The organism is Bacteroides sp. AM41-16, assembly GCF_003603495.1.
GTDB classification, from domain to species: Bacteria; Bacteroidota; Bacteroidia; order Bacteroidales; family Bacteroidaceae; genus Bacteroides; species Bacteroides uniformis.
In genome coordinates, this window is sequence record NZ_QTNE01000019.1 from 1 (window position 1) to 19,873 (window position 19,873).

Below are 19,873 nucleotides of genomic sequence, written 5' to 3' on the forward strand. Positions count from 1 at the left end.
AGTTAATACTTTATTCCTTGCTGACACAGTTTAATTTACATCCTCTCAAGAAAACTATTTTTCTCCTGATTCTCTCGTCTCCTTAGTTCCATTTGGGGCTAACTTATTAATTAATTCAAATGTTCCAGAAGAACAAATACCTATATCCCAAAAGAGAAAGAAGAAATATCGCAAATTATAAACTGCTTTTGTATCCTGCAAAAGCTACATTTTTGCATACCTCTGCAAATTTTAATATTTTCAACCTCACTTTATACAAAATTCTTTGGATCATCGCATAACGTAATAGTTTTTTTGTTATTTTTGTGCATACTTAAAACTGATACACAATGGACAAAGAACGAAAAATTGCTTTTTACACTTTAGTAAAAGATATGTGGGCTAATAATGCTGACGGATTAGAAGGATTAATTCCTTTTTATGAAATAAAAGAAGTATTTAATTACATTGATGGGCGCAAAAGAAGATCTTTAAAGTTGAAAAGTAACAAAGCTTGTTCTTTGGAGTCATTTAGTATGAAGCAAGATTCTAAAGATTCTTCTATCTTGATAACAGGGCTATTTAAAAGTGCTGCATATAAATATCGTCCCCCCTATTGGGATACGGAAACAGACGAAGAACGAGAGAGTCCTAAAAAACAAACAGAAGGAGAAAAAGAAAAAACACATTTTGCAATAAAAATAACAAATGATGAGGTTTTCTTATTGGTAGAAGTTAATGGAAATGGTGTATCAGTCAATAATATCATAAGCTATTTAAATCAATTTACACGGGAATATTTGAAGAAAAAGAAAAAAACGAAGAATTTTACGGTAGAATATACAAAAATAGCTCGTGATAATTTTATATCAGAGCTTGAAAAGTTAAAACGAGCAACATCTATTGATGTCTTCTTCAATAAATCATTATTAGGAAGTCGCGCTCTTCAGTTTTCAGAAAGAACGTCAGCTATACAAGACCAAGTTAAATTGACTTTAAAAGCGGAAAGAAATAAAAGTGCAAAAGAAGTAGGTATTGATATTTTTAATCGCTTGAATAGACAAAAGAAGAATAATGCACAAGAGGTTTCCAAAATAAGAATTTATGGAAAAAACGAAAATGACAAAGATACATTTATTGATACAACTTTTATGGAAAAAATAGAACCTATTAAGGTGTCTATAAATGAATCAACAGGTCAAGTGCAAACTATGGAAATATATCGTTTTCTTAAATCTTTAATTCTGCCTTTGTAAATTATGGAGTATATATTACTTTTTATAGATTTTCTAAGGACACGTGAAAAAAGGATTTTCTTAGTGAATGTTATTATTCCACTGATTGTAAGTATTATTGTTTTTTTGTATTCGGATTCATGCCGCTTCTATAGCGTTGTTGATGCTATTCAGAGTGATATTCTTTCAGTCATTGGCATTCTATTAGGTTTTACAATTTCTGTATTTGCTATATTCCTAACTTCCGAAGGAGCAAATATAGAAAAAGCTCGAAATAGTTATATAGAAAAAGTAAAGTTAGGTTCTGAACCTGTTTCATTATATAGAGCTATTACTATTAATTTCACTTATATAGTTGTAGTAGAAGGCTTTTTACTGTTGATTGGCATGATTTATCCAATATTTTTCTCAACTACTTTCTTAGTCGGGAAAATATTATTCTCATTTAATGTATTTTTATTGATTCATTGTATATTAATGACTTTGAGATTGATTTTGGATTTTTATTTTGTAATTACAAAAAAATAGTATGATACATATAGATAATGTTATTTTAGACAAGATATGCTTACATAAAGTAGGTAATAAAGTAGAAGAGGAAGGCGTAATCTTTTCAAAATCACCATTGTGTGTAAATGAGAATATCAGTAAGTTGCTTGTTAATTATTTTTTTGCTAATTTCAAGAGCAATGAGTATTATAACCTATTTCATGATTCTGATCTCAATTTAAATGAGATTTTCGTATATGCAAGCAATATATTTGACAACAAAGATTCTATTCTACAACAATCTAAAAATATAGCAAAGCACCTATATAATAAGTCTATGCATCCTAAAATTAATGGAGGAGAGCTTTATATTGCATATTTTAAAGACTGTGTAATAGATGGTCAATTAACAGATGGAGTTGGAATTTTTAAATCTGAAACCAAAGAAACCTATCTAAGAGTTTTTTCTACAGGGGATGATTTTGAAATTAATAGTGATTTTGGTATTAATATTAATAAATTGGACAAGGGATGTTTGATCTTTAATTTAGAGAGAGAGAAAGGTTTTTTAGTTGGTATCGTTGATAATTCCAGTAAAGGTTCAGAAGCTCGTTATTGGAAAGATGAATTTTTGCATGTAAAGCAGAGAAATGATGAATATTATTATACTAACAATATTATTTCATTATGCAAAAATTTTGTGTCTAAAAACAAAAATATAGATAATGTACAAAAAGCAGATATACTTAATAAAGCTGTATCGTTTTTCTCAAAAAACGATTTCTTTGATATAGACGAGTTCTCTAACCAAATAATTCAGGAACAAAGTCTTAGAGATGAATTTCAAAGCTACAAGAAAACATTTGAAGAAGAAAGAGAAGTTGTAATTGCGGATGATTTTACAATTTCAGAAAATGCGACTAAGAAACAATCAAGAAGCATTAAAAACATAATCAAATTAGATAAAAACTTCAAAATAACAATAGATGGTGATATTAGATATTTAGAGAAAGGTTTCGATGAACATCGCAAATTAAATTTCTATAAGCTTTTCTTTAGAGATGAAGAATAGATTTTATATTTTTATTTGCTAATACAATAAAAACAAATAACTTTGCCCCCAGTATTCTCCATGAGCAAACTACCGCAAAAGCACGTAGAAATTTAGTGGGATAATTCATGGGATATGCTTGAAGCAAGAAATATAAAGTTTTAAATATCAGCGTGGTAACTCTCTTAGGAGAATCCCAGGCGGATCACAGAAACGCTGGACAGAAATGGACAGTAAATGTACAACTCCTACAATATCAAGGTATTGTAGGAGTTTTTCTTTATATAATGTCTGTGACCTAAGACACGAAAAGGTCACAAAAAGACACACTTTCGTGACCAATTCGTGACCTGTCCACCCTCTAAGATTTTAGGTCACGGAATGTCCCAAATTGGCGGTTTGTTGTCTTGATTTGTCCGTACTGCAAATATCTCATTTTCAGTTTATCAATTTAAGTTTGTAACTAAAAAAAAGAGATTATGAGAAGTACTTTTAAGCTACTCTATTTCGTCAAACGAAATGCAGTAAAGAAGAACGGTAATGCACCGATTATCGCACGTATCACTATCGACCAAGTTGTAGCCCAGTTTAACACCAAACTGGAAATAAATCCGGCTCACTGGAGCGTGGAATTAGGCAAGGCTTCCGGCAGAACCGCAGAAGCCGTACACATCAATTCCATGCTGGAAAGTATTCGTAGCACAGTTCATCAACATTACCATGCGTTAATGGCGCAAGACGGATATGTAACCGCAGAACTGGTAAAGAACGCTTTTTTAGGCAAGATAGCAAGGGAACGGACTTTGATAGAGTTCTTCAAACAGCACAACGAACAGTATTTGCAAAAGGTCAAAATGAATACCGCAGACAAGACCTATTCACGTTATGAACTGACAAAGAAACGGCTTATGGAGTTTATGAAGTTTAAATACTCCGTTTCCGATATGCTCATTAAAGATATAAATGTGGTATTCATTGAAGATTTCCTGTTGTATATCAAGAATAACTATGGGTGCAGCCATAATACGGCTATGAAGTTCGTACAACGTTTTCGCACGGTAGTAAACTTTGCCAAGAATACGGGTTTAGTGACTGCCGACCCTTTCGGGAGTTATCGGGTAAGGTTTGAACGTACCGATAGGGATTACCTGACTATGGAAGAAATTACCACCATTTACAACCACGAGTTTAGCTCTAAACGGTTGGAGCAGGTACGTGATTTGTTCATTTTCAGTTGTTACACGGCACTTTCCTACATTGACGTATGCGAGTTAAAGCAGGAGGACATTCGCACCGGATTTGACGGTAATTTGTGGATTATACGGAAAAGACACAAAACAAATGTTACATCTACCGTCCGATTGCTGGATATACCAAAAGCCATATTGGAAAAGTACAAAGACAAATTGCCAAACGGTAAGATTTTACCAGTTATCAGCAATCAGAAAATGAATGATTACTTAAAAGAAATCGCAGCCATTTGCGGAATTGAAAAGACCTTAACCTATCATGTCGCAAGGCATTCTTGTGCGACTTCGGTACTGCTTGCCAATGGTGTTCCCATTGAAACGGTATCTAAGATTTTAGGTCATACCAATATCCGGACTACTCAAATTTATGCGAGGATTACCAATTTGAAGGTAAGTAACGACATGGAAATGTTGGCTCAAAAGCTGGACGCTGCACACAGGATTGCCAGCCGATGAAATCATGTTATCGTCAGATAACAGCAAGGTGTGATTTGTGGCACACAAATCTGTTTTCCGTGCCGCAAAACACCTTGGGCAAATTCACTCCGAAGTCGTGTTGCCAATGAAAGAAAGACATTCCCTAACTAAAGATTTTTTCGCTCGTCGGGACGGGTGGTCCCGCCCCTTGCCGCTGGGCGTTCCCCGACCGATGAGTTTATTTTTGTAATTCTGCAATCTTGTTTTATTGAAATATTGATAGCTTGATTGATTGAAAGCAAGATTTCAATATGGCTGGATTGAACAAATCTATCAACCAATAATGAAAGAAAGCAATATGGAAAACGAGAAAACACCCCTGCATGTCGCCTTTTCCACCCAAAAGGGCGGGGTCGGCAAAACCACCTTTACCGTGCTGGCGGCGAGTTACCTCTACTACCTCAAAGGCTACGATGTGGCGGTGGTGGATTGCGACTACCCCCAACACTCCATTGCCGGGATGCGCAATCGGGATGCCGAGCAGGTCGGGGCAGATGAAGATTACAAGCGCATGGCGTATGAACAGTTTACCCGGCTGGGGAAGAAAGCCTACCCGGTGCCGTGCAGTTCGCCCGAAAAGGCGATAGTCACGGCTGACGAGTATGTAGCCACAGCCGGACACGTGCCGGATATTGTCTTTTTCGACCTGTCCGGCACGGTGAACGGCAGCACTCTATAAGAATGGCTACTTACCAAAATAACATTTTACATTAGGAGATAATACACCCCTCAAATCATCAAATTTTTTAATTTTCAATTCGTTCAAAATATTTCTTAATTTCTCGCCAACTTCATTTCCATTATGTTCCAAAGGATTGTCGAAAGCCAAGTGTGCGTCCAATTTTCCATTATCAACAAACCAATCTACATATACAGACAAAGGTCTTGGTCCATCCCATTTATTTCTATCAAATCTGTAGTTTAAAGCTTTACAAGCAAAATAGATAGTTTGGAATTTTGCATATTCTTCTATTGGTTGTAACATTTTCAAACATGTATCTTGAGTTAGATTCTCATCATCAATATTCAAAATATAATTCGCCACTCCTGAATTCTTAATAATTTGACCATTTACAGAACTATTTTTCTTATTTTCTGACAGGTTAATTCCTGCAAAAATATCGTATTTTTGTTCTTCAGTAAGTTTTAAAGCACCAGATTTTTCACCGCTTAATTTATTCAGTAGTTCAAACTTCCAGCCTAATTTCATTGTATGTGCTCCTGTTTTACCTTTTTTCTCAAAATAGACCAAATTATCGGCAACAAAAGAATCCTGTATAGAAAGTAAACATTGCTTAATGATGCCTGAAGCGTCTTTCCCAAATATTTCACAAGCCCTGTCAAAAGACATCTTATTTTCTAAAAAATCTGCATTTTTTTGTTTAACAGATATTTTTATTTCCCTGGCTTCTCCATCAGAAGCTATCCCTTTAATATAAACATCTGTTTTACATTCACCACGCGCAGGACGAGGTTTCCCACAAAGTGCAACTTGATATTTTTTCCCCTCAAAAGAAAAGGTCGTTCCTACAGGGAATAGTTTTTCTACACAATGTTCTGTATTGATAAAATCAGGCATAATTATAATAAGTCTTTAAGTGAAACATTCAATGCTTTTGCGATTTTGTCCGCAACTCTTAGAGACACGTTCCTTTTACCTTTTTCAATATCAGGTAAATAGGTTCTATCAATATCAGCCATATTGGCTAATGTCTCCTGTGATATTTTGAGAGATAGTCTTCTCTCCAACACTTTCTTTCCAAAAACTTCATTTATATCCATAGCGGTGCAAAATTATGAGGGTGTAGACAATCACACAACGGACTATTGTCTACAATGGATTTCTAAGTGATTCTTTTAAAGAAAATTACAATAACTCTATTTGCTTCAGAACAGAAACAAAGAAGGGAAAGTATTAAGAATACGAGATTTTATGCAATTAGGCATTTATTCTATAAATAAAATCTTGAATAGGAGTAATATATGGTATAGCTTTATTGTGGTTTTTTCCTTTAATCTGCACTTTTGACAAATCTACACCTACAATGTTTATGCTTTGGGCACTTTCCAACCGAAAAGCAAAATATTCCTTACCTGAGGGCATAAAACCTAATTTAATCAAGTCGGATGCAGATATTAGTTTTGGGTAGTCAGGAATGATACGAAACAAAAACTTGTTATTATGATTATGTAATAGTAAATAAATGGGATAGGACATGCCTATGGGGATTTGTAACGCTCCACGGCGCAATCCGGCACGCACATAATAAAGTTTGTTTTTCAAAGTTTGTCGAAGTTGATTATTATCCTTGTAATAAGCAACTAACACATTAATGGTTTCTGCTTTTCTTTCTTCAACAGAGACCAATGCTTTCTTTATTGACAAAGCTAAGAATTTAGCCAAACGAGGTGGTACAGCATTGCCAACCATTTTATAGCCGTCTTTTATATCTTCATAGAAAAAGCGGAATTTATCCGGGAAAGTTTGGATTCTTGCACATTCCCGAACACTTAGCCTGCGATATAAATGTTCTGCTCCTTGCTGAAAAACACGTTGGGTTTGTGATATATATTTCATTTTGGGAGCTTGTGGGTGAAGGGGGCAGTTCTTTGCCTGCGCTTGTATTGTAAATGAAGTTTCATCCCAGGAGCGAACACGATTACGTGCCATGAATTTTGCATCCCATGGACCTGCAAAAATGTCATGGTTAAGCCACTTCCTATATTCTTGGTCCACACCTTCATTTGTATATGGGTGAGGATTCTCCATTATATCTCCAATTGCCTTTCTTAATGTGACATAAGGTTTTCCGAATGGCTTTGGAAAATTGAACGTACAGTTCAACTCTTTTAAGAAACCGACAACAAACACACGATAACGGTCTTGGGGAATATAATAGTCTGCTGCATTCAATAAAGAATAGTTTACTACATATCCAGCTCCTTCAAGAGTAGAAAGGAATGATAGGAATGTACTAAAATGTTTGTCGTTTATAATCCCTTGTACATTTTCGATGAGAAAGAACTTTGGATGCTTTTCTTTTATCAATCGGACATAATCAAAAAATAATCGCCCCCGTTCATCATCCAATCCTAATTGTCTTCCTCCCTCGCTCCACGATTGGCAAGGAGGTCCTCCGATAAACCCATCGCAATCGGGTATATCTTCTCCTTTTAATTTTCGAATGTCTGACTTACACAAATAAGTATTTGGGTGATTGAATTGATAAGTTTTATGTATTGCTTCATCAAATTCATTCGCCCAAACAACTTCATAGCCTGCTTGCTCAAAGCCAAGGTCTAATCCGCCACATCCTGCAAAGAAAGATGCGACTTTCATTCCTTTAAGCAATGACAATTCCTTTTTCCACCAATGTTTTCCTTATTTGCATAGCCACATGGTAAGCCAAATTAACGGGAACTGCATTGCCTATCATTTTATAGGCATAGTTTACGTCTTCGTATACAAATTTGAACTCATCCGGGAAACTTTGTACCCGTGCAACTTCACGTACAGTCATCCTGCGATAAAGATGCTCACTCCCTTCTACAAACTTTTGCAGATTCTTTTCAACTTTTATCATCTTAGGTGCCTGTGGATGTAGCTGGCATTGGCGACCACTAGCTTGAACTGTAAAACCCGGTTCATCCCATGAACGTACTCTGTTGCGTGACATGAATATAGGTGAATATGCCCCTATAAAATATTCGTTATTAGGGACTTTACAAGCATTCCCATTAGTTTTGTTCTTTTCAAGTGCCGGAATCGCAGAATCTTGCAAATCCCAAATGCTTTCACGCAAAGTAGGTTTATGCTTTAAAGGGGTAGGATATTCAAAATCATGTATATCCAAATCTTTACGGAATCCGATGTAAAATACCCGGTCACGGTCTTCCGGTACATCGTAATCATTGGCATTAAGCATTTTCAAATTCACATCATAGCCCGCTTCATCAAACAATTTCATAAAACCACTAACGGCATCCGAATGGCGTTTGGCAAGCATTCCAGATACGTTCTCTGCAACAAAAAACAAAGGTTGTTTATCTCGTAAAATACGGATATACTCATAAAACAACTGACCACGGGCATCTTCTATTCCCTTTAACGAACCTGCTTCACTCCATGATTGGCAAGGAGGACCTCCTATTATACCAGTAATATTATCAGGGAATTCACAAGAAGGAATATCCCGGATATCCCCTTCGATTAGATTCACTTCCGGAAAGTTTGCACGGAAAGTCGGACAAATCTTAGCGTCAAACTCATTTGCCGTAACAGTTCTGAAACCCGCTTTATGAAAACCTAAATCTAAACCTCCTGCACCGGAGAAAAGACTAATTAATTCCATTATATTTCTATTTTATTTCCAAAGACAATTTATAGTTATTATAGTAGTAGGCATGCCTACTATTTGAATGTCAAATTTTAAACTTGGGACAACTTTCTTCTCTGCATTGTGTATGCGAAAAGAGAATTGCCAACCTCCATCCATATAAAGCTCAACCGTATTCGCTTTATTAGGGACAAAATCCAAACTAACAATGCGGGTAGGCAATGATGCAATAGGTATCTCCATAGATGCTTTTCGATATGTGCCATTTCGATTAAGAGTACCATGCAAATTGTAAGATTGGATTTGCGTTGTCCGCTGTTTGTCAATACTAATAACCTTATAAAAATCATGTTTTCCTAAAAGGTATTCAACTAATCTACTTGGTATATCTGGATGTATCTGATTTTGGAGATTTATTTCAGCAATAAAAGCTTGCAATAATGGTATATAAACATCATTTTCTTTATCAGGCAAATTGTCAAACAATGTATTTTTGTTTTTTTCTTGAACAAGATAAGTAAATACAGGTCTTACATCTTCCCAGTATTTTTGAGAACAAGGGATTCCATACCATTTTGCCCCAAAATCCAGCTTTTGGCTAAGGCGGCTATGTTTTACTGCAAAATGATTATGTTTAAGGCTCAATCCGATTTCCCATTGAATATTATGACGGACAATCAAAATGTCTCGTACATCTCCTTCTTTCCCCTTAGTATCTGATTGTATTCGCAATTCCAACACGTCACCTCCTTTTTCCATTATACGGGGTTCCAATTCAAAAATTTGAATGACAGCAGCATAAGAACTCACCTTGTATATATTTTTCATTTCAGGAGACAAGGTATTCCAAGCATATTCTGCTGCCAAATAACTACTGTTTTGGACAATATTTACAGGACGAAATTTGCCAATCTCTTCGCCAAGGCTCAATAGGCAAACAAATTCATAGGCTCTACCTTGGTTGTTACTTTTATCACTCATAGGATACTTATTCTAATTTCATTTTGCGAAGTTACTCTAAATCTTGCAGAATCCCCCCTTTCATCACACAAAAGTGAAAAACAGAAATAACAACTCTACAAAAATCCAGTATCTACCAATATCTATTTTCTATATTCTACTCTTTCCTCAGCCACCATGCCGGTGGCTTCCTTCTCCTCTATCTCATAAGGTTTTACCTTTTCCGATTTAAAACGCTCCAAGTACGTATGATTAATATGATATTCAATCTCCAACAACGTCTGCTGCCTCACCACCGGCTTCAATTGGCACTCCCAGACCGTCATCACCCGCCAGCCCAACTTCTTCAATTCCCCCTTGTTCCGTTCATCACGTTGCCTGTTGCGTTCAATCTTCTTGCGCCAAAACTCACTGTTGGAATGGGGAATATGACCATCCACCTCGTGCCCGTGCCAAAAACAACCGTGTATGAAAATCACGATGCCATACTTGCACAACACGATGTCCGGCGTGCCCGGCAGCCCTTTTACATTCTTGCGGTAATGGTAGCCGCGCGAAAAGAGGTAACGACGCACAATCCACTCCGGTTTCGTGTCTTTGCTCCGTATCTTCGCCATGACGGCAGAACGCTTCTTCTTGCTCCAAATATCCATAGCATAGCCGATTTATCCGGTTGCAAAAATAACCATTTCCTTCAACATCCCCGCCCTTACCTCCCGACAATCCACCGTTTTCGATAAATATGCCCCGCCTGATCGCATTTCCGCAAATCCTCCCTACATTTACCCCGTCTCCCCCGCAAGGTAGCTACCTTGCGGGGGCGGTACGAACAACAGTTACATTTAGTGCAAGGTGTAAGTATATATCTATATATAGCTTGCACCTTGCACTAACCTTAGAATGTTTATTTTCAACGGTTTGCATAATCCCAAAATAATGCGTACATTTGAACCCAAGATGTTGGCAGACAGACACTGGACAACAGCAGACAGTTTTTAAGGACTAAAGCGTGACGGACACAAAGCCTAAATTTCTGAAAGTACTGATATTGAGGAAGAAATAACGTTTGGTTCGAGCCCCAGGCGGATCACCAAAAATTCAGAGAGTTACATCAAAGTAGCTCTCTTTTTTTATGCCTAAATCGCACTGGTTTACATGGTTCAGTTAAAGAAGCCAGAAGTTCTTATTGAATATGAGAAGTGAATTTGAAGCTGAAACGGGTAGCGATTTATATATCCCCGTAAATGATGTGCTTGATAGAATTTCTTACCTGTTGGAGTGCCACGGGATAACTTACTCCCGATATGGAGACGGCAAGAAAGGCACAATGTGCAAGTTGTCCGAACCCATCATCAAAGACTATTTTGATACGAAGCGTAGCAATAAGGACGGCGCTAAAGTCAAATTGGATAGGTTCAAAAATGAACTATTAGACCAAGAGTAAACGAAGCGACGGATGGCGCAGCCATCCGGCACTTCGTGCCGTCTGACTGCCCCCCTCTTTTAGTCCCCCTTATGCCTACTGAGAAAAAGAATGCTTTAATAATTGTACTATCACCTCACATCGTCAATTAAAAAGACATATTCTGTTGGCAGCGTATATGTTCATAACTCTATTCCCGTAGCCGACCAATTACCCACCAATGCTCCGAAGTTCCTTTGATTGAATATTTAGGGAAAGACATAGAACGAGCCTTAGATGCAAGCGAAGAAATTCACTTGTGTTTAGGGTTTGTTCTTGTTAAATCCACTCAATCAATAACCTCCTTTCTTTAGCAGGACGGGGGTTAATAAATCGTTTTATTTCGCAGCTTCCGCACGCAGGCCGCTAAAAGGCCAGCACGGCACGGACGTAGTACTTATTCCGTTTGTCTGCCAAAGAATTAGAATGATAGCCAAATGTCATACAATGGCTCTCGTGTTTATAATCAGTACCGCTCCAATAGAAGTCATCTGTATTAAATTTACTGCCTCCGGCTTTCTCGAATTGGGCATCGAGGAGGGTGTCCATGTGGTAGTCTTCATCGAGATCGAGCGTTCCGCGGGTCATGATGTACATCTCATAATCACTGGGGAAGTACCAACCGCTGCAACCGACCGGTGTAGGATTGGTTCTTGCAAAAACTTCTATGGCATCATAGGCTTCGGTGCGTTGTCCTCCGTAATCCCGATACCATTGGATACAGCGGCTAGTATTGTAACCAAAAGTGTGGGTAGACTCAAGCATCAATTTCTTTTCCGCTTCCTGTCCGGTAGCCGCATAACTCACGAGCCATGTGTACGTATTGCCCATACTTGTAGAAGACCATTCTGTCTTACCAGCATTCGTGAGCGCCACCACAATGCCGTGCACGCAGCCGGGATGGTCGTGCATCAGCAGGTGGTCGCCCCGCTTATTGGCGGTATGCGTCCAATGATAGGAGTAGAGTAGACGATTAGGCTTCTCACCCACCCAGAAGACTACGCCGAGACAACTCTCCTGTTCATCACGGGACAGACTGCCATCTTCATTCCCGGGCAGGATGCTGCCGTCCTGCATATAGTAGTCACCCGCCGCTAACGGCCGCTCTTCTATCGCCTCATCGCCGTCAATCTCGTGGACGGTATATTTTCCGGGCTGAAGATTTAATTGGGAATAGTCAAAATAGAAAGTCTTCCGATTTCCCTTGTAGTAATACTCATACGGTCCCGGATCCGAGGCCGTAGGGGTGTTAGTATTCACCAGCAGGCGGGCCGTGCAGGGATTCTCCTGCCAATATACATTTTTATTGATCACCGCCGTGTAGCGGTAATAGCTCTTAGAAATCTCTTGGCCGTCTATCTTTTCGGTATAGGTATATTTCGTAGCTGGCACCTGAAGGATGAACAGAGACATGCGGTGCTCCATCGCGAAGCTGAGCGTGTGGTTGCTATACACACCACGGGCCGTCATCAGGTCGGAGGCGGTGTATTGGGCGTAGGTACTCTGGTTGATTTTAACAGGCCAATCATAGACTACAGACTTAAAGAAGTCTTCATCGCCGGGCGATACCCTGCCGCTCATATAGCTATTGTCCTGGTAGGGATAATAGGCATGATAACTCCTGTCGGGTGAGTATAAGAGCTGGGAAGTGCCGGCAGGCAGCGTCCACTTGCCTCCCTGTAGGGTAAGGCAGAGGTTCTCCACCTCCAGGGTTTTGTCCTTCACCACGTAGAGGCCGATGCGGTCGCCTTCGGTGAAGACGGTGCTGTAACCGCGTTCCTGGGCGCGGGTTTGTCCGGTGGCGTACATGCCGCCGTCGCTCACGGTGATGGTGAGGGGGCGGGCATCGGGGTCGGTGCCGGCAGGGGGCAGTTCGTCCAGTGCGTCGGACGTGCATGCCGCCAGCATCAGGATGAGGGCGCAGGCCAGGGATGCTGCCGGGGGAAATATGGAATGATGTTGTTTCATACGGTTTCTTTTTTTATTGATGAATTTAGTTGTTACTGTTCTACTCGACCGGATGCCACGTACCTCCTCCTTCTCCTTCCACGTCGATATTTTCGATACCTTCCGAGGTCACGGTGAGGCGGTACTCGTACATCTTGCCACTGAAGAAGTCCGCTTCGCCTGCGGCGGGGGTGTAGTAAAAGGTCTTTCCTCCGATGACTATTTTCACGAACTTCTGTCCCGACTTGTTCTGGGGAGGAAGCAGGGCGCGCACGGTGCGTACGTATCCGTCGGCGGCAGGGGTCACTTCGTTGGGGGTGATGCGGTCGATGTCGGGGGTCACTTGCCCTGCGGTTCCATTGCTGAAATCGATACTCCCTCCCGTGCACGTGAGGTTTTCAAAGGTTACAGTGGCGCGCTGCAGTTCATCGTCGGTCACGCCGTTGCCCGCTTTGAGGTGTACCACCACTTTGGCTATGACGTGGCGGAAAACGAGGGTCTTATCGGGGGACGTTACGGCGATGCGGAGGTAGGGAGCAGCCATGCAGTCGCTATCCTGATATCCTTCATCTCTCTGGTCGGCCTGTACAGAGAATGAAACAATATTCCTCGACAACGGATATAACCCTTGAATCCCCTTTTCCTCATCCGGGCTTACCCAGTTGGATAGGGCTCCATTCATAATCAGCTTTCCATCGGAATCGACGGAGGAGTATACATCCTGAGCCGGCCCGGAGAAGCTAGAGCTAATCCACAGCCTCACCCTTTCTCCCCCTTCCCACCTGTTTTCAGTGGTAGCCCGTGTCTGGGCGTTGGCGGAGGAATATCCCTCTACGGCTGCGTAGAGTTCCAGCGGCACGCCGCCTTCGGGCCATGCCGCATCGTCATCGCCTGTGCAGGCAGCCAAAACCAAGGCTGCCCACAGGTACATTATATATATTGGTATGTTCGTCTTCTTCATTTTTTTCTTTATATTTATTGTTTACGGATTACTCCTGAAATGCAGAGCCTTCTACGGGTGCGCCTATGGTTTCCCAGTTCTTGATGTCGGTTTCCAGCGTCAGGCCGTAATAGTCCACGGTTATCTTATAGATGTACCGCTTGCCGCTTTGCAGCTCCAAGGCATCTCCGGCGGGGATTTTGTAGACGAAGTTCGTATTGTCCGCCAGCTTCACGCGGATAAAGACGGTGCCTGCGGTTAGTTCCTGGGGCACCACGATGGCTTCAGCGTACTGGAGATTGGTGGCGTTAAAGTCTGTCGTCACCACCGTGGGGATGGTAATCGGAGTGGCGGGGTTGGGGTTGGCAGCGAGGGCTATCATCGCCTGGCGTTCGGTCTTGTTACTCATGTCAGCGGCTTTCTTGGGGGTGAAGGTGGCCTTCAGGGCGGTGTTCTCCAGGGTCACGATGGCACCGGAGAGGTCGGGGGCGCCGTTGCCGCGCTTCAGCACTACTTCTACTTTAGATAGCAAATGGTAGAAAGTGAGGGTCACGTTAGAGGCGGTGGGGGCCACGTTCCGCTTGGTGGAATAGAGCAGGTCGGAGGCGGCGTAGGCGGTTTTCGTGGTCTGGTCGGCCTTCACTTCGTGGGACACCGATGCGGGGAAGGCTTTTCCCACCGGGGCAGGGTTGGCATGGATGGCATAGATGTTCACGGGGTCGGGCGAGATGTAGTACATGTCGCTGGCGTAAGTGAAGCCGCCGGTGCCGTCGGCGGTGAGCAGGTTGTTCTGGTAGAGGGGGAGGTTGTTGTTGTCGTCCACCCAGGCAGATACTTGCAGGCCTGCGCCAAGCTGTGTGTCGAGGCCGTAGGAACGGGTCTGGGAGGTGATGCCGCTGGTGAGGCGGATTTCGCCGTTCCAGTTGTCGGTGGTTGCTTCGTTGTCGTTGTTGCAGGCGGCAAGCGCAAGGGCTGCTGCGGCAATGATTGATAAATTTCTAAGTTTCATAATCTTACATTCTTAGTATTATTGATTCAATTGTTCGTTTCCATTCCGGCCGAGCCGTTTTCACCGTCTTCGCCATTGCCCGGCGTCCAGTCGGTAATGGTGGCAGAGAAGTCCGCTTCCGTAGGTGTTTCCACTATTTTCCCGCCCAAGGCGAGTGGCTTATGCTTGTCGGCGTTGAAGGTGGCAAGCTCCGTGGTGAGATCACTGTCGAGAGTGACCGGCTTTGGACTGTCTCCTGCAAAGTAGAGTTTGGCATCCAGCTTCTGCTGCACACCCGCCACGCCGAGCAGGCGCACCGTGGCCGCCCATTTTCCGGCATTGGCTCCTTCCGTTACTTTCGAAAACGCCAGTGCCACGTTCAGCGGCGTACCATGCGTGCCGTTATCCATATCCAGCGTCGAGGCAACCCCCGAAAGGTAGCCCTCGATTCGCTCTATCCTTTCCGTGGTACTGCCCGTCGGCTCGATGAAGAGCGTCAGTTGGCGTACTTGCTGCTGCATCGCAACGGTAAGGGTGTGGTCGGTGTCCGCTTCTATCGTAGTTTCCGTCACGCCCGTAAACAACCAGCCCGGCATTTCTTGTATGAATAGCCCCGCTCCGTCCACGTTACCCGAAGCCCCGGCGACGGTTGCCACACTGCCGCTCACGGTGATGTGCTCCGGCGTGTTGTAAACACGCAAGTGGCAAACACCCGGCTCAAAAAGGCGGTCGAGCGTGTTGGTGGCATCGCTCACGGTAGCCATGTATTCACCGGATGCCACCGTGTAGTTTGCCGGTATATCCACGCCCGTTGTGCGCCGCGTCCAGTCTGTTGTCAAGGTGATTTGCCCTTTGTCGGGATGCGGAGTGTTGTAAATCGGATCTTTCACATCGCAACCTGCAAGGAGGAGGACTGTCGCCCAGACACAAAGTAATGTAATCGAATTTTTCATATATCGTATTTTTATAGTTCTACTTATTTGCTGCCAAGCGTCCACACGAGGCTGATGCCAGCCTGTGTCGGCCCCCATAGGTTCTTTGCTCTGTTCCGTTCCTTATATACACGTATGCCATCGGTCATGCCGAAACTGTCATATTCGGAACGGGTGTAGCCCAGACCGAGGTTGAAGTCGATGGAGAAGCCGCGAGACAGATAAAGCCGGTAGCCCACGGTCAATCCGGCGTTCCACAGCTTGCCCTGATAGCCGGTGTCTTTCAAGAGGATGCTGCCAAGCGGGTACTTATATATATTGTACTCGCCGTAGGTTCCCGATGCTCCTACATAGAAGCGTTTCTCGCGCAGCAGATACCACCGCACTTCGGGGTTGACGAGCCACATCTTCTGCACCTTGCCGTGATTGCCACCCCACCATGCGAGGCTGCCGTCCAGCTTGATGCCGACATTCTCATTCATACGCCACTCTACACCCAATGTGGGCAGCAGGAAGGCATCATACAGCACATTCGTGCGGACGGCAAACCGATAATCCGGTGTCTTTTGTTTATCCGATGCCTCTTGCGCGTAAGCTCCTGTTCCGGTCAATAAAGCCATCAGAAGCAAAGCCAGTAGTTTTTCTTGTAATTGTTTCATAAAGTTCATTTATTATATGTATATTAAATGAAATAGGTTATCTCTATCCGCGATATCTGTCTCTTACAGTCAGTCGTGCAGCCATCGTTTTTTTCTCCTGTCATGGAAGATTTAACAGCTTCCGACAGTTCTGCTTTAATCACCTTTTCCATCATTTCTTTTTCTATGCGTGTTCGTTCCAATTGCTTAGCTAAACAATCCTGCTCACGGATGCCTTTCGCCATATAATAATTGCACTTCTCAACTATCTTCCGGCAATGCAAAAAGACCAAAGCCACAATTGCAAGCGAGCAGAAAACAAGTCCCAGTGCGATAAGGAAAATGTAATTGTCCATAGATATTTCTTTTTCTTGGTACAAAGGATGTGAAATACGGGCTGAAAACTATTGCATTTTGTCCCAAGTTTGTGGCGTTTTGTCCTTTTCTGCCGTTTTTCAGGCTTTCGGACATAAAAAAAGCACGGATTCACCGTGCTTTTGAATTTTGGAGCAGTATTTTTTATTTTTCTTGGGACGTTGCCATTTTCCGGTATTCTGTCGGGCTAATGCCATATTGTTTGCGGAACAGACGATAAAAAGTGCTCGGTATATTAAAGCCACAACTGAAAGCTATCGCCTCAATCGTAAGTTCGGGATGGCTGTCGAGCTTCCGGCGTGCCTCTTCCACTTTCAGAGTACGCATATACTCCATGGGAGATTTTCCAGTAACGGCTTTGACGGCATCTGTCAATGTGTTCTTATTGGTGCCAAGTGCGGAGATTATATCATCGCGGTTAATGTCAGTATTGGACAGGTTATCATCGGAGAGCAGATACTCCTGCAATCGAATAACCAGATTCTGCTGTTCGCCGGAAGGTGCAAATAGTTCCGTAGCTCCGGCTGTTTTGCCGGAATCCTCCGGGGAGGATTCCGATTGGCGAATGTTCTCCAATCGGGATAGTTCATCCGCTAACCGATCTTGTTCTTTAATTCGTTCATACAACTTACGATTCTTGAGGGCAATAGTCCGGTTGTAATAGAAAGCACCTGCCAAGAGCAAAGCGAGAACCAGACAAATGGCAAGAGCAAAAAGGAGGTAATGGAAATTACGCTCTTTCCCGGCAATATGTTTTTCCACTTCATATTGGGTACGTAATTCATCGAACCGGGCATTGACCTCCACGTTTTTTATAGTATCATTGGTAGCTATGAACTGATCCAATAGTGCTAACGCTTCGTCAACACGTCCCATCCGAGCAAGTATCTCCATCTTTATTTTTCTGGTATCATTGAGGCTGAAGTCCGATTCATCAATCCCGGCCGTTGCACTGTCTATTACGGCAAGTGCTTTGCGGTAGTCTCCCTGTGACTGAAAAATCAGAGCCTTTGCGCGCGCCAACTCATATTTGGAAATATTGTTATTGACAATACTTTCCAATTTGGAGAGATATTCCCCGGCTTTGTCGTAGTCTTTCGTATCTATGTATGTATTCATCAATGCTACATAGAGATTTCCCCGCGCTTCAGGCTGTGTTCTTCCGGATGATTTCTCGAATCGTGCAATCGCTTTTTCATAGTCAGGCACAAGTTGCAATAGTTTGTCATACTGTGCCTGTGCCCGGAGAGCAGTGCATAAGAACGCATAGGATTGCGTCAGGATATTGTCGTATCCCGAAACTTCCCATAATAAGCCGGCGCACTCTCTGAAACATTCTTCTTCCTCTTTCCATCTATTCTGGACATTATAAGTGATTCCGGTAGCATAGAGCGCCAATGCCATCCCTGCTTTATCCTCCCGCTTCCTGGCGCGGTCGAACATGAGTTCCGCCGCTTCGGCTGCCTGTTTATAATCCCCTTTCAGATTATAGGCAGTGATTAGCTGCATATTGATCTGATAATAGAACTTCCACAATTCGTGCCGGATATAAAAGTCAAGATAGCCGGGCGCTTTTTGAATGATTTCGTCATACTCCTTCCGGTTTATGTGAGATATGATGGTATTTCCATACACCATTCCCTGCATTTCTACATTTCCCTGCTTTATGGCTTCGGCTTCAACCTGAGTGAACAGCATCAGCAATGTATCCATTTTTTGGTCGTCGGCAACTTCCGACATATATAAATAGTACAATCTATTGTATGACTTCAGTTTATCAATACCTTCGGAGTGTTCAATCACTTGCCGCAAAGAGTCTTTTTGATGTTGCAGGCTATTTTGTGCTACAACAGGTAAAGTGAAACATAAAAGGCTTCCCCATAAAATAGTTATCAGACTGGTTTTATATTTCATATCGGTTGTGTGTTTACGTAAGTTCTTGGTTTATAATTCTTCAAAAATACAAAAAAAAACATTATTAGTAAAGTTATATAGGATTAACAATGAACTTGCACCTTCATATACCCTCTTAATGCTTTAAACTCTAAAAGAAAAGCCGCTACACTGTGATTGGCAGTTGTAGCGGCTGTTTTTCTTATTTGAATTTATTTACTCTCTTCATTCTCTTGAATAATCTTATAAATCTGATACCAGTAATGGAAAGCCTCCGGATTGGACTTTTTCAGTTTATTCAATCTGTTCAATTCATTTAAAGGATGTTCCGGATTGAACTGCTTTATTTCTAAATCCTTTAAGTTTACTTTAGGGGCAAATCGGATTATTTCTTCTTATATCCGGCAAAATCGGATAAATCCTCTTTTATATCCTTGATACGGACAACCTTGTACCTCATATCCTTCAAAGCTCTGTAAACAGAATCACAATGAAAATGATTGGTTTCACTGAAAAACTGTAAGACATGAACATTATCCACTACCATATCACACTCTTTTGAAGGTACATACACAGCCAATGAAAGACTGTTTATCAGGCTTTCATTACTCAAACATAGGATTTTAATCTACTGATTAAATGACAGTTAGATATGCGCACTATTGTGGTACGTCTTCTCCACAAGTATGGAGAAGCCGTACCACAATAGTGAAGAAACTGCATCACAACCGTGCACAATAGTCATTAATAAGCTTTTAGTAGGAGAAAGAGCTGTTCTTTGCGGAAAGAAGACCAGCCATTTGCACAAGAAAAAACAGCATGCAAGCAAAGTTTGCCTACATACTTGCATGGCATCTGCTTACATACTGTAAAATGCGGTATAACAAACAATTAGAAAGCACCATGCAAGCATGTAAGCA

19 protein-coding genes and 1 pseudogene are annotated in these 19,873 nt (G+C 41.9%); 6 read left to right on the forward strand and 14 right to left on the reverse strand.

Going from position 1 to position 19,873, the window contains the following annotated elements; genetic code table 11:
- Positions 1-329: 329 nt before the first annotated feature.
- The 5 genes and pseudogenes from DW896_RS15490 to DW896_RS15510 form a co-directional block, all read left to right on the forward strand.
- Positions 330-1,235 (forward strand): hypothetical protein, encoded by a 906-nt coding sequence (locus tag DW896_RS15490; RefSeq protein WP_009037223.1) that lies wholly within the window; start codon positions 330-332, stop codon positions 1,233-1,235.
- A gap of 3 nt (positions 1,236-1,238) precedes the next feature.
- Positions 1,239-1,742 (forward strand): hypothetical protein, encoded by a 504-nt coding sequence (locus tag DW896_RS15495; RefSeq protein WP_009037224.1) that lies wholly within the window; start codon positions 1,239-1,241, stop codon positions 1,740-1,742.
- A 1-nt stretch (position 1,743) separates the two neighbouring features.
- Positions 1,744-2,775: a nucleoid-associated protein gene (locus DW896_RS15500; protein WP_009037225.1), complete on the forward strand. Its 1,032-nt coding sequence runs from the start codon at positions 1,744-1,746 to the stop codon at positions 2,773-2,775.
- Between the two features lie 458 nt (positions 2,776-3,233).
- Positions 3,234-4,460 (forward strand): site-specific integrase, encoded by a 1,227-nt coding sequence (locus DW896_RS15505; protein WP_009037226.1) that lies wholly within the window; start codon positions 3,234-3,236, stop codon positions 4,458-4,460.
- A gap of 304 nt (positions 4,461-4,764) precedes the next feature.
- Positions 4,765-5,145 (forward strand): annotated as a pseudogene (locus tag DW896_RS15510) (AAA family ATPase); the annotation flags it as partial.
- Positions 5,146-5,166: 21 nt separating this feature from the next.
- On the opposite strand, the gene DW896_RS15515 reads toward DW896_RS15510, so the two are convergent.
- From DW896_RS15515 to DW896_RS15540, 6 genes are all read right to left on the reverse strand, one after another.
- Positions 5,167-6,060: a hypothetical protein gene (locus DW896_RS15515; RefSeq protein ID WP_008653039.1), complete on the reverse strand. Its 894-nt coding sequence runs from the start codon at positions 6,058-6,060 to the stop codon at positions 5,167-5,169.
- A gap of 2 nt (positions 6,061-6,062) precedes the next feature.
- A complete protein-coding gene (locus tag DW896_RS15520) occupies positions 6,063-6,263 on the reverse strand; it encodes a helix-turn-helix domain-containing protein (protein ID WP_008653040.1) in 201 nt (66 codons plus the stop codon).
- Positions 6,264-6,420: 157 nt separating this feature from the next.
- The gene (locus tag DW896_RS15525; protein ID WP_008653041.1) at positions 6,421-7,821 is read right to left on the reverse strand and encodes a DNA cytosine methyltransferase; all 1,401 of its coding nucleotides are present in this window, start codon (positions 7,819-7,821) and stop codon (positions 6,421-6,423) included.
- Between the two features lie 4 nt (positions 7,822-7,825).
- Positions 7,826-8,833 (reverse strand): DNA cytosine methyltransferase, encoded by a 1,008-nt coding sequence (locus DW896_RS15530; protein WP_008653042.1) that lies wholly within the window; start codon positions 8,831-8,833, stop codon positions 7,826-7,828.
- Between the two features lie 12 nt (positions 8,834-8,845).
- On the reverse strand, positions 8,846-9,799 hold the full coding sequence (locus tag DW896_RS15535) for a HaeIII family restriction endonuclease (RefSeq protein ID WP_009037228.1): 954 nt from the start codon (positions 9,797-9,799) through the stop codon (positions 8,846-8,848).
- A gap of 122 nt (positions 9,800-9,921) precedes the next feature.
- Complete coding sequence (locus DW896_RS15540; RefSeq protein ID WP_009037229.1) at positions 9,922-10,431, reverse strand: very short patch repair endonuclease; 510 nt, start codon at positions 10,429-10,431, stop codon at positions 9,922-9,924.
- Between the two features lie 539 nt (positions 10,432-10,970).
- On the opposite strand from DW896_RS15540, the gene DW896_RS15545 reads away from it, so the two are divergent.
- Positions 10,971-11,222: a hypothetical protein gene (locus tag DW896_RS15545; RefSeq protein WP_009037230.1), complete on the forward strand. Its 252-nt coding sequence runs from the start codon at positions 10,971-10,973 to the stop codon at positions 11,220-11,222.
- A gap of 384 nt (positions 11,223-11,606) precedes the next feature.
- Here the strand turns inward: DW896_RS15545 and DW896_RS15550 are convergent, their stop codons facing one another.
- From DW896_RS15550 to DW896_RS21370, 8 genes are all read right to left on the reverse strand, one after another.
- Positions 11,607-13,208, reverse strand: a complete 1,602-nt coding sequence (locus DW896_RS15550) for a fimbrillin family protein (RefSeq protein WP_009037231.1) — start codon at positions 13,206-13,208, stop codon at positions 11,607-11,609.
- 40 nt (positions 13,209-13,248) lie between these two features.
- Entirely contained in the window at positions 13,249-14,148 is a 900-nt protein-coding gene (locus DW896_RS15555; protein ID WP_009037232.1) for a fimbrillin family protein, read from the reverse strand.
- 28 nt (positions 14,149-14,176) lie between these two features.
- Positions 14,177-15,136 (reverse strand): fimbrillin family protein, encoded by a 960-nt coding sequence (locus DW896_RS15560; protein ID WP_009037233.1) that lies wholly within the window; start codon positions 15,134-15,136, stop codon positions 14,177-14,179.
- Positions 15,137-15,162: 26 nt separating this feature from the next.
- Positions 15,163-16,068, reverse strand: coding sequence for a FimB/Mfa2 family fimbrial subunit (locus DW896_RS15565; protein ID WP_009037234.1), 906 nt, complete (start codon positions 16,066-16,068; stop codon positions 15,163-15,165).
- A 23-nt stretch (positions 16,069-16,091) separates the two neighbouring features.
- Positions 16,092-16,667: a DUF3575 domain-containing protein gene (locus tag DW896_RS15570; RefSeq protein ID WP_370448325.1), complete on the reverse strand. Its 576-nt coding sequence runs from the start codon at positions 16,665-16,667 to the stop codon at positions 16,092-16,094.
- Positions 16,668-16,729: 62 nt separating this feature from the next.
- On the reverse strand, positions 16,730-17,041 hold the full coding sequence (locus DW896_RS15575) for a hypothetical protein (protein WP_009037236.1): 312 nt from the start codon (positions 17,039-17,041) through the stop codon (positions 16,730-16,732).
- Between the two features lie 163 nt (positions 17,042-17,204).
- Positions 17,205-18,974 carry a helix-turn-helix domain-containing protein gene (locus DW896_RS15580; RefSeq protein ID WP_009037237.1) on the reverse strand — a complete coding sequence of 590 codons (1,770 nt, stop codon included), beginning with the start codon at positions 18,972-18,974 and terminating at the stop codon, positions 17,205-17,207.
- Positions 18,975-19,338: 364 nt separating this feature from the next.
- On the reverse strand, positions 19,339-19,566 hold the full coding sequence (locus DW896_RS21370; protein ID WP_009037238.1) for a hypothetical protein: 228 nt from the start codon (positions 19,564-19,566) through the stop codon (positions 19,339-19,341).
- Positions 19,567-19,873: the final 307 nt, after the last annotated feature.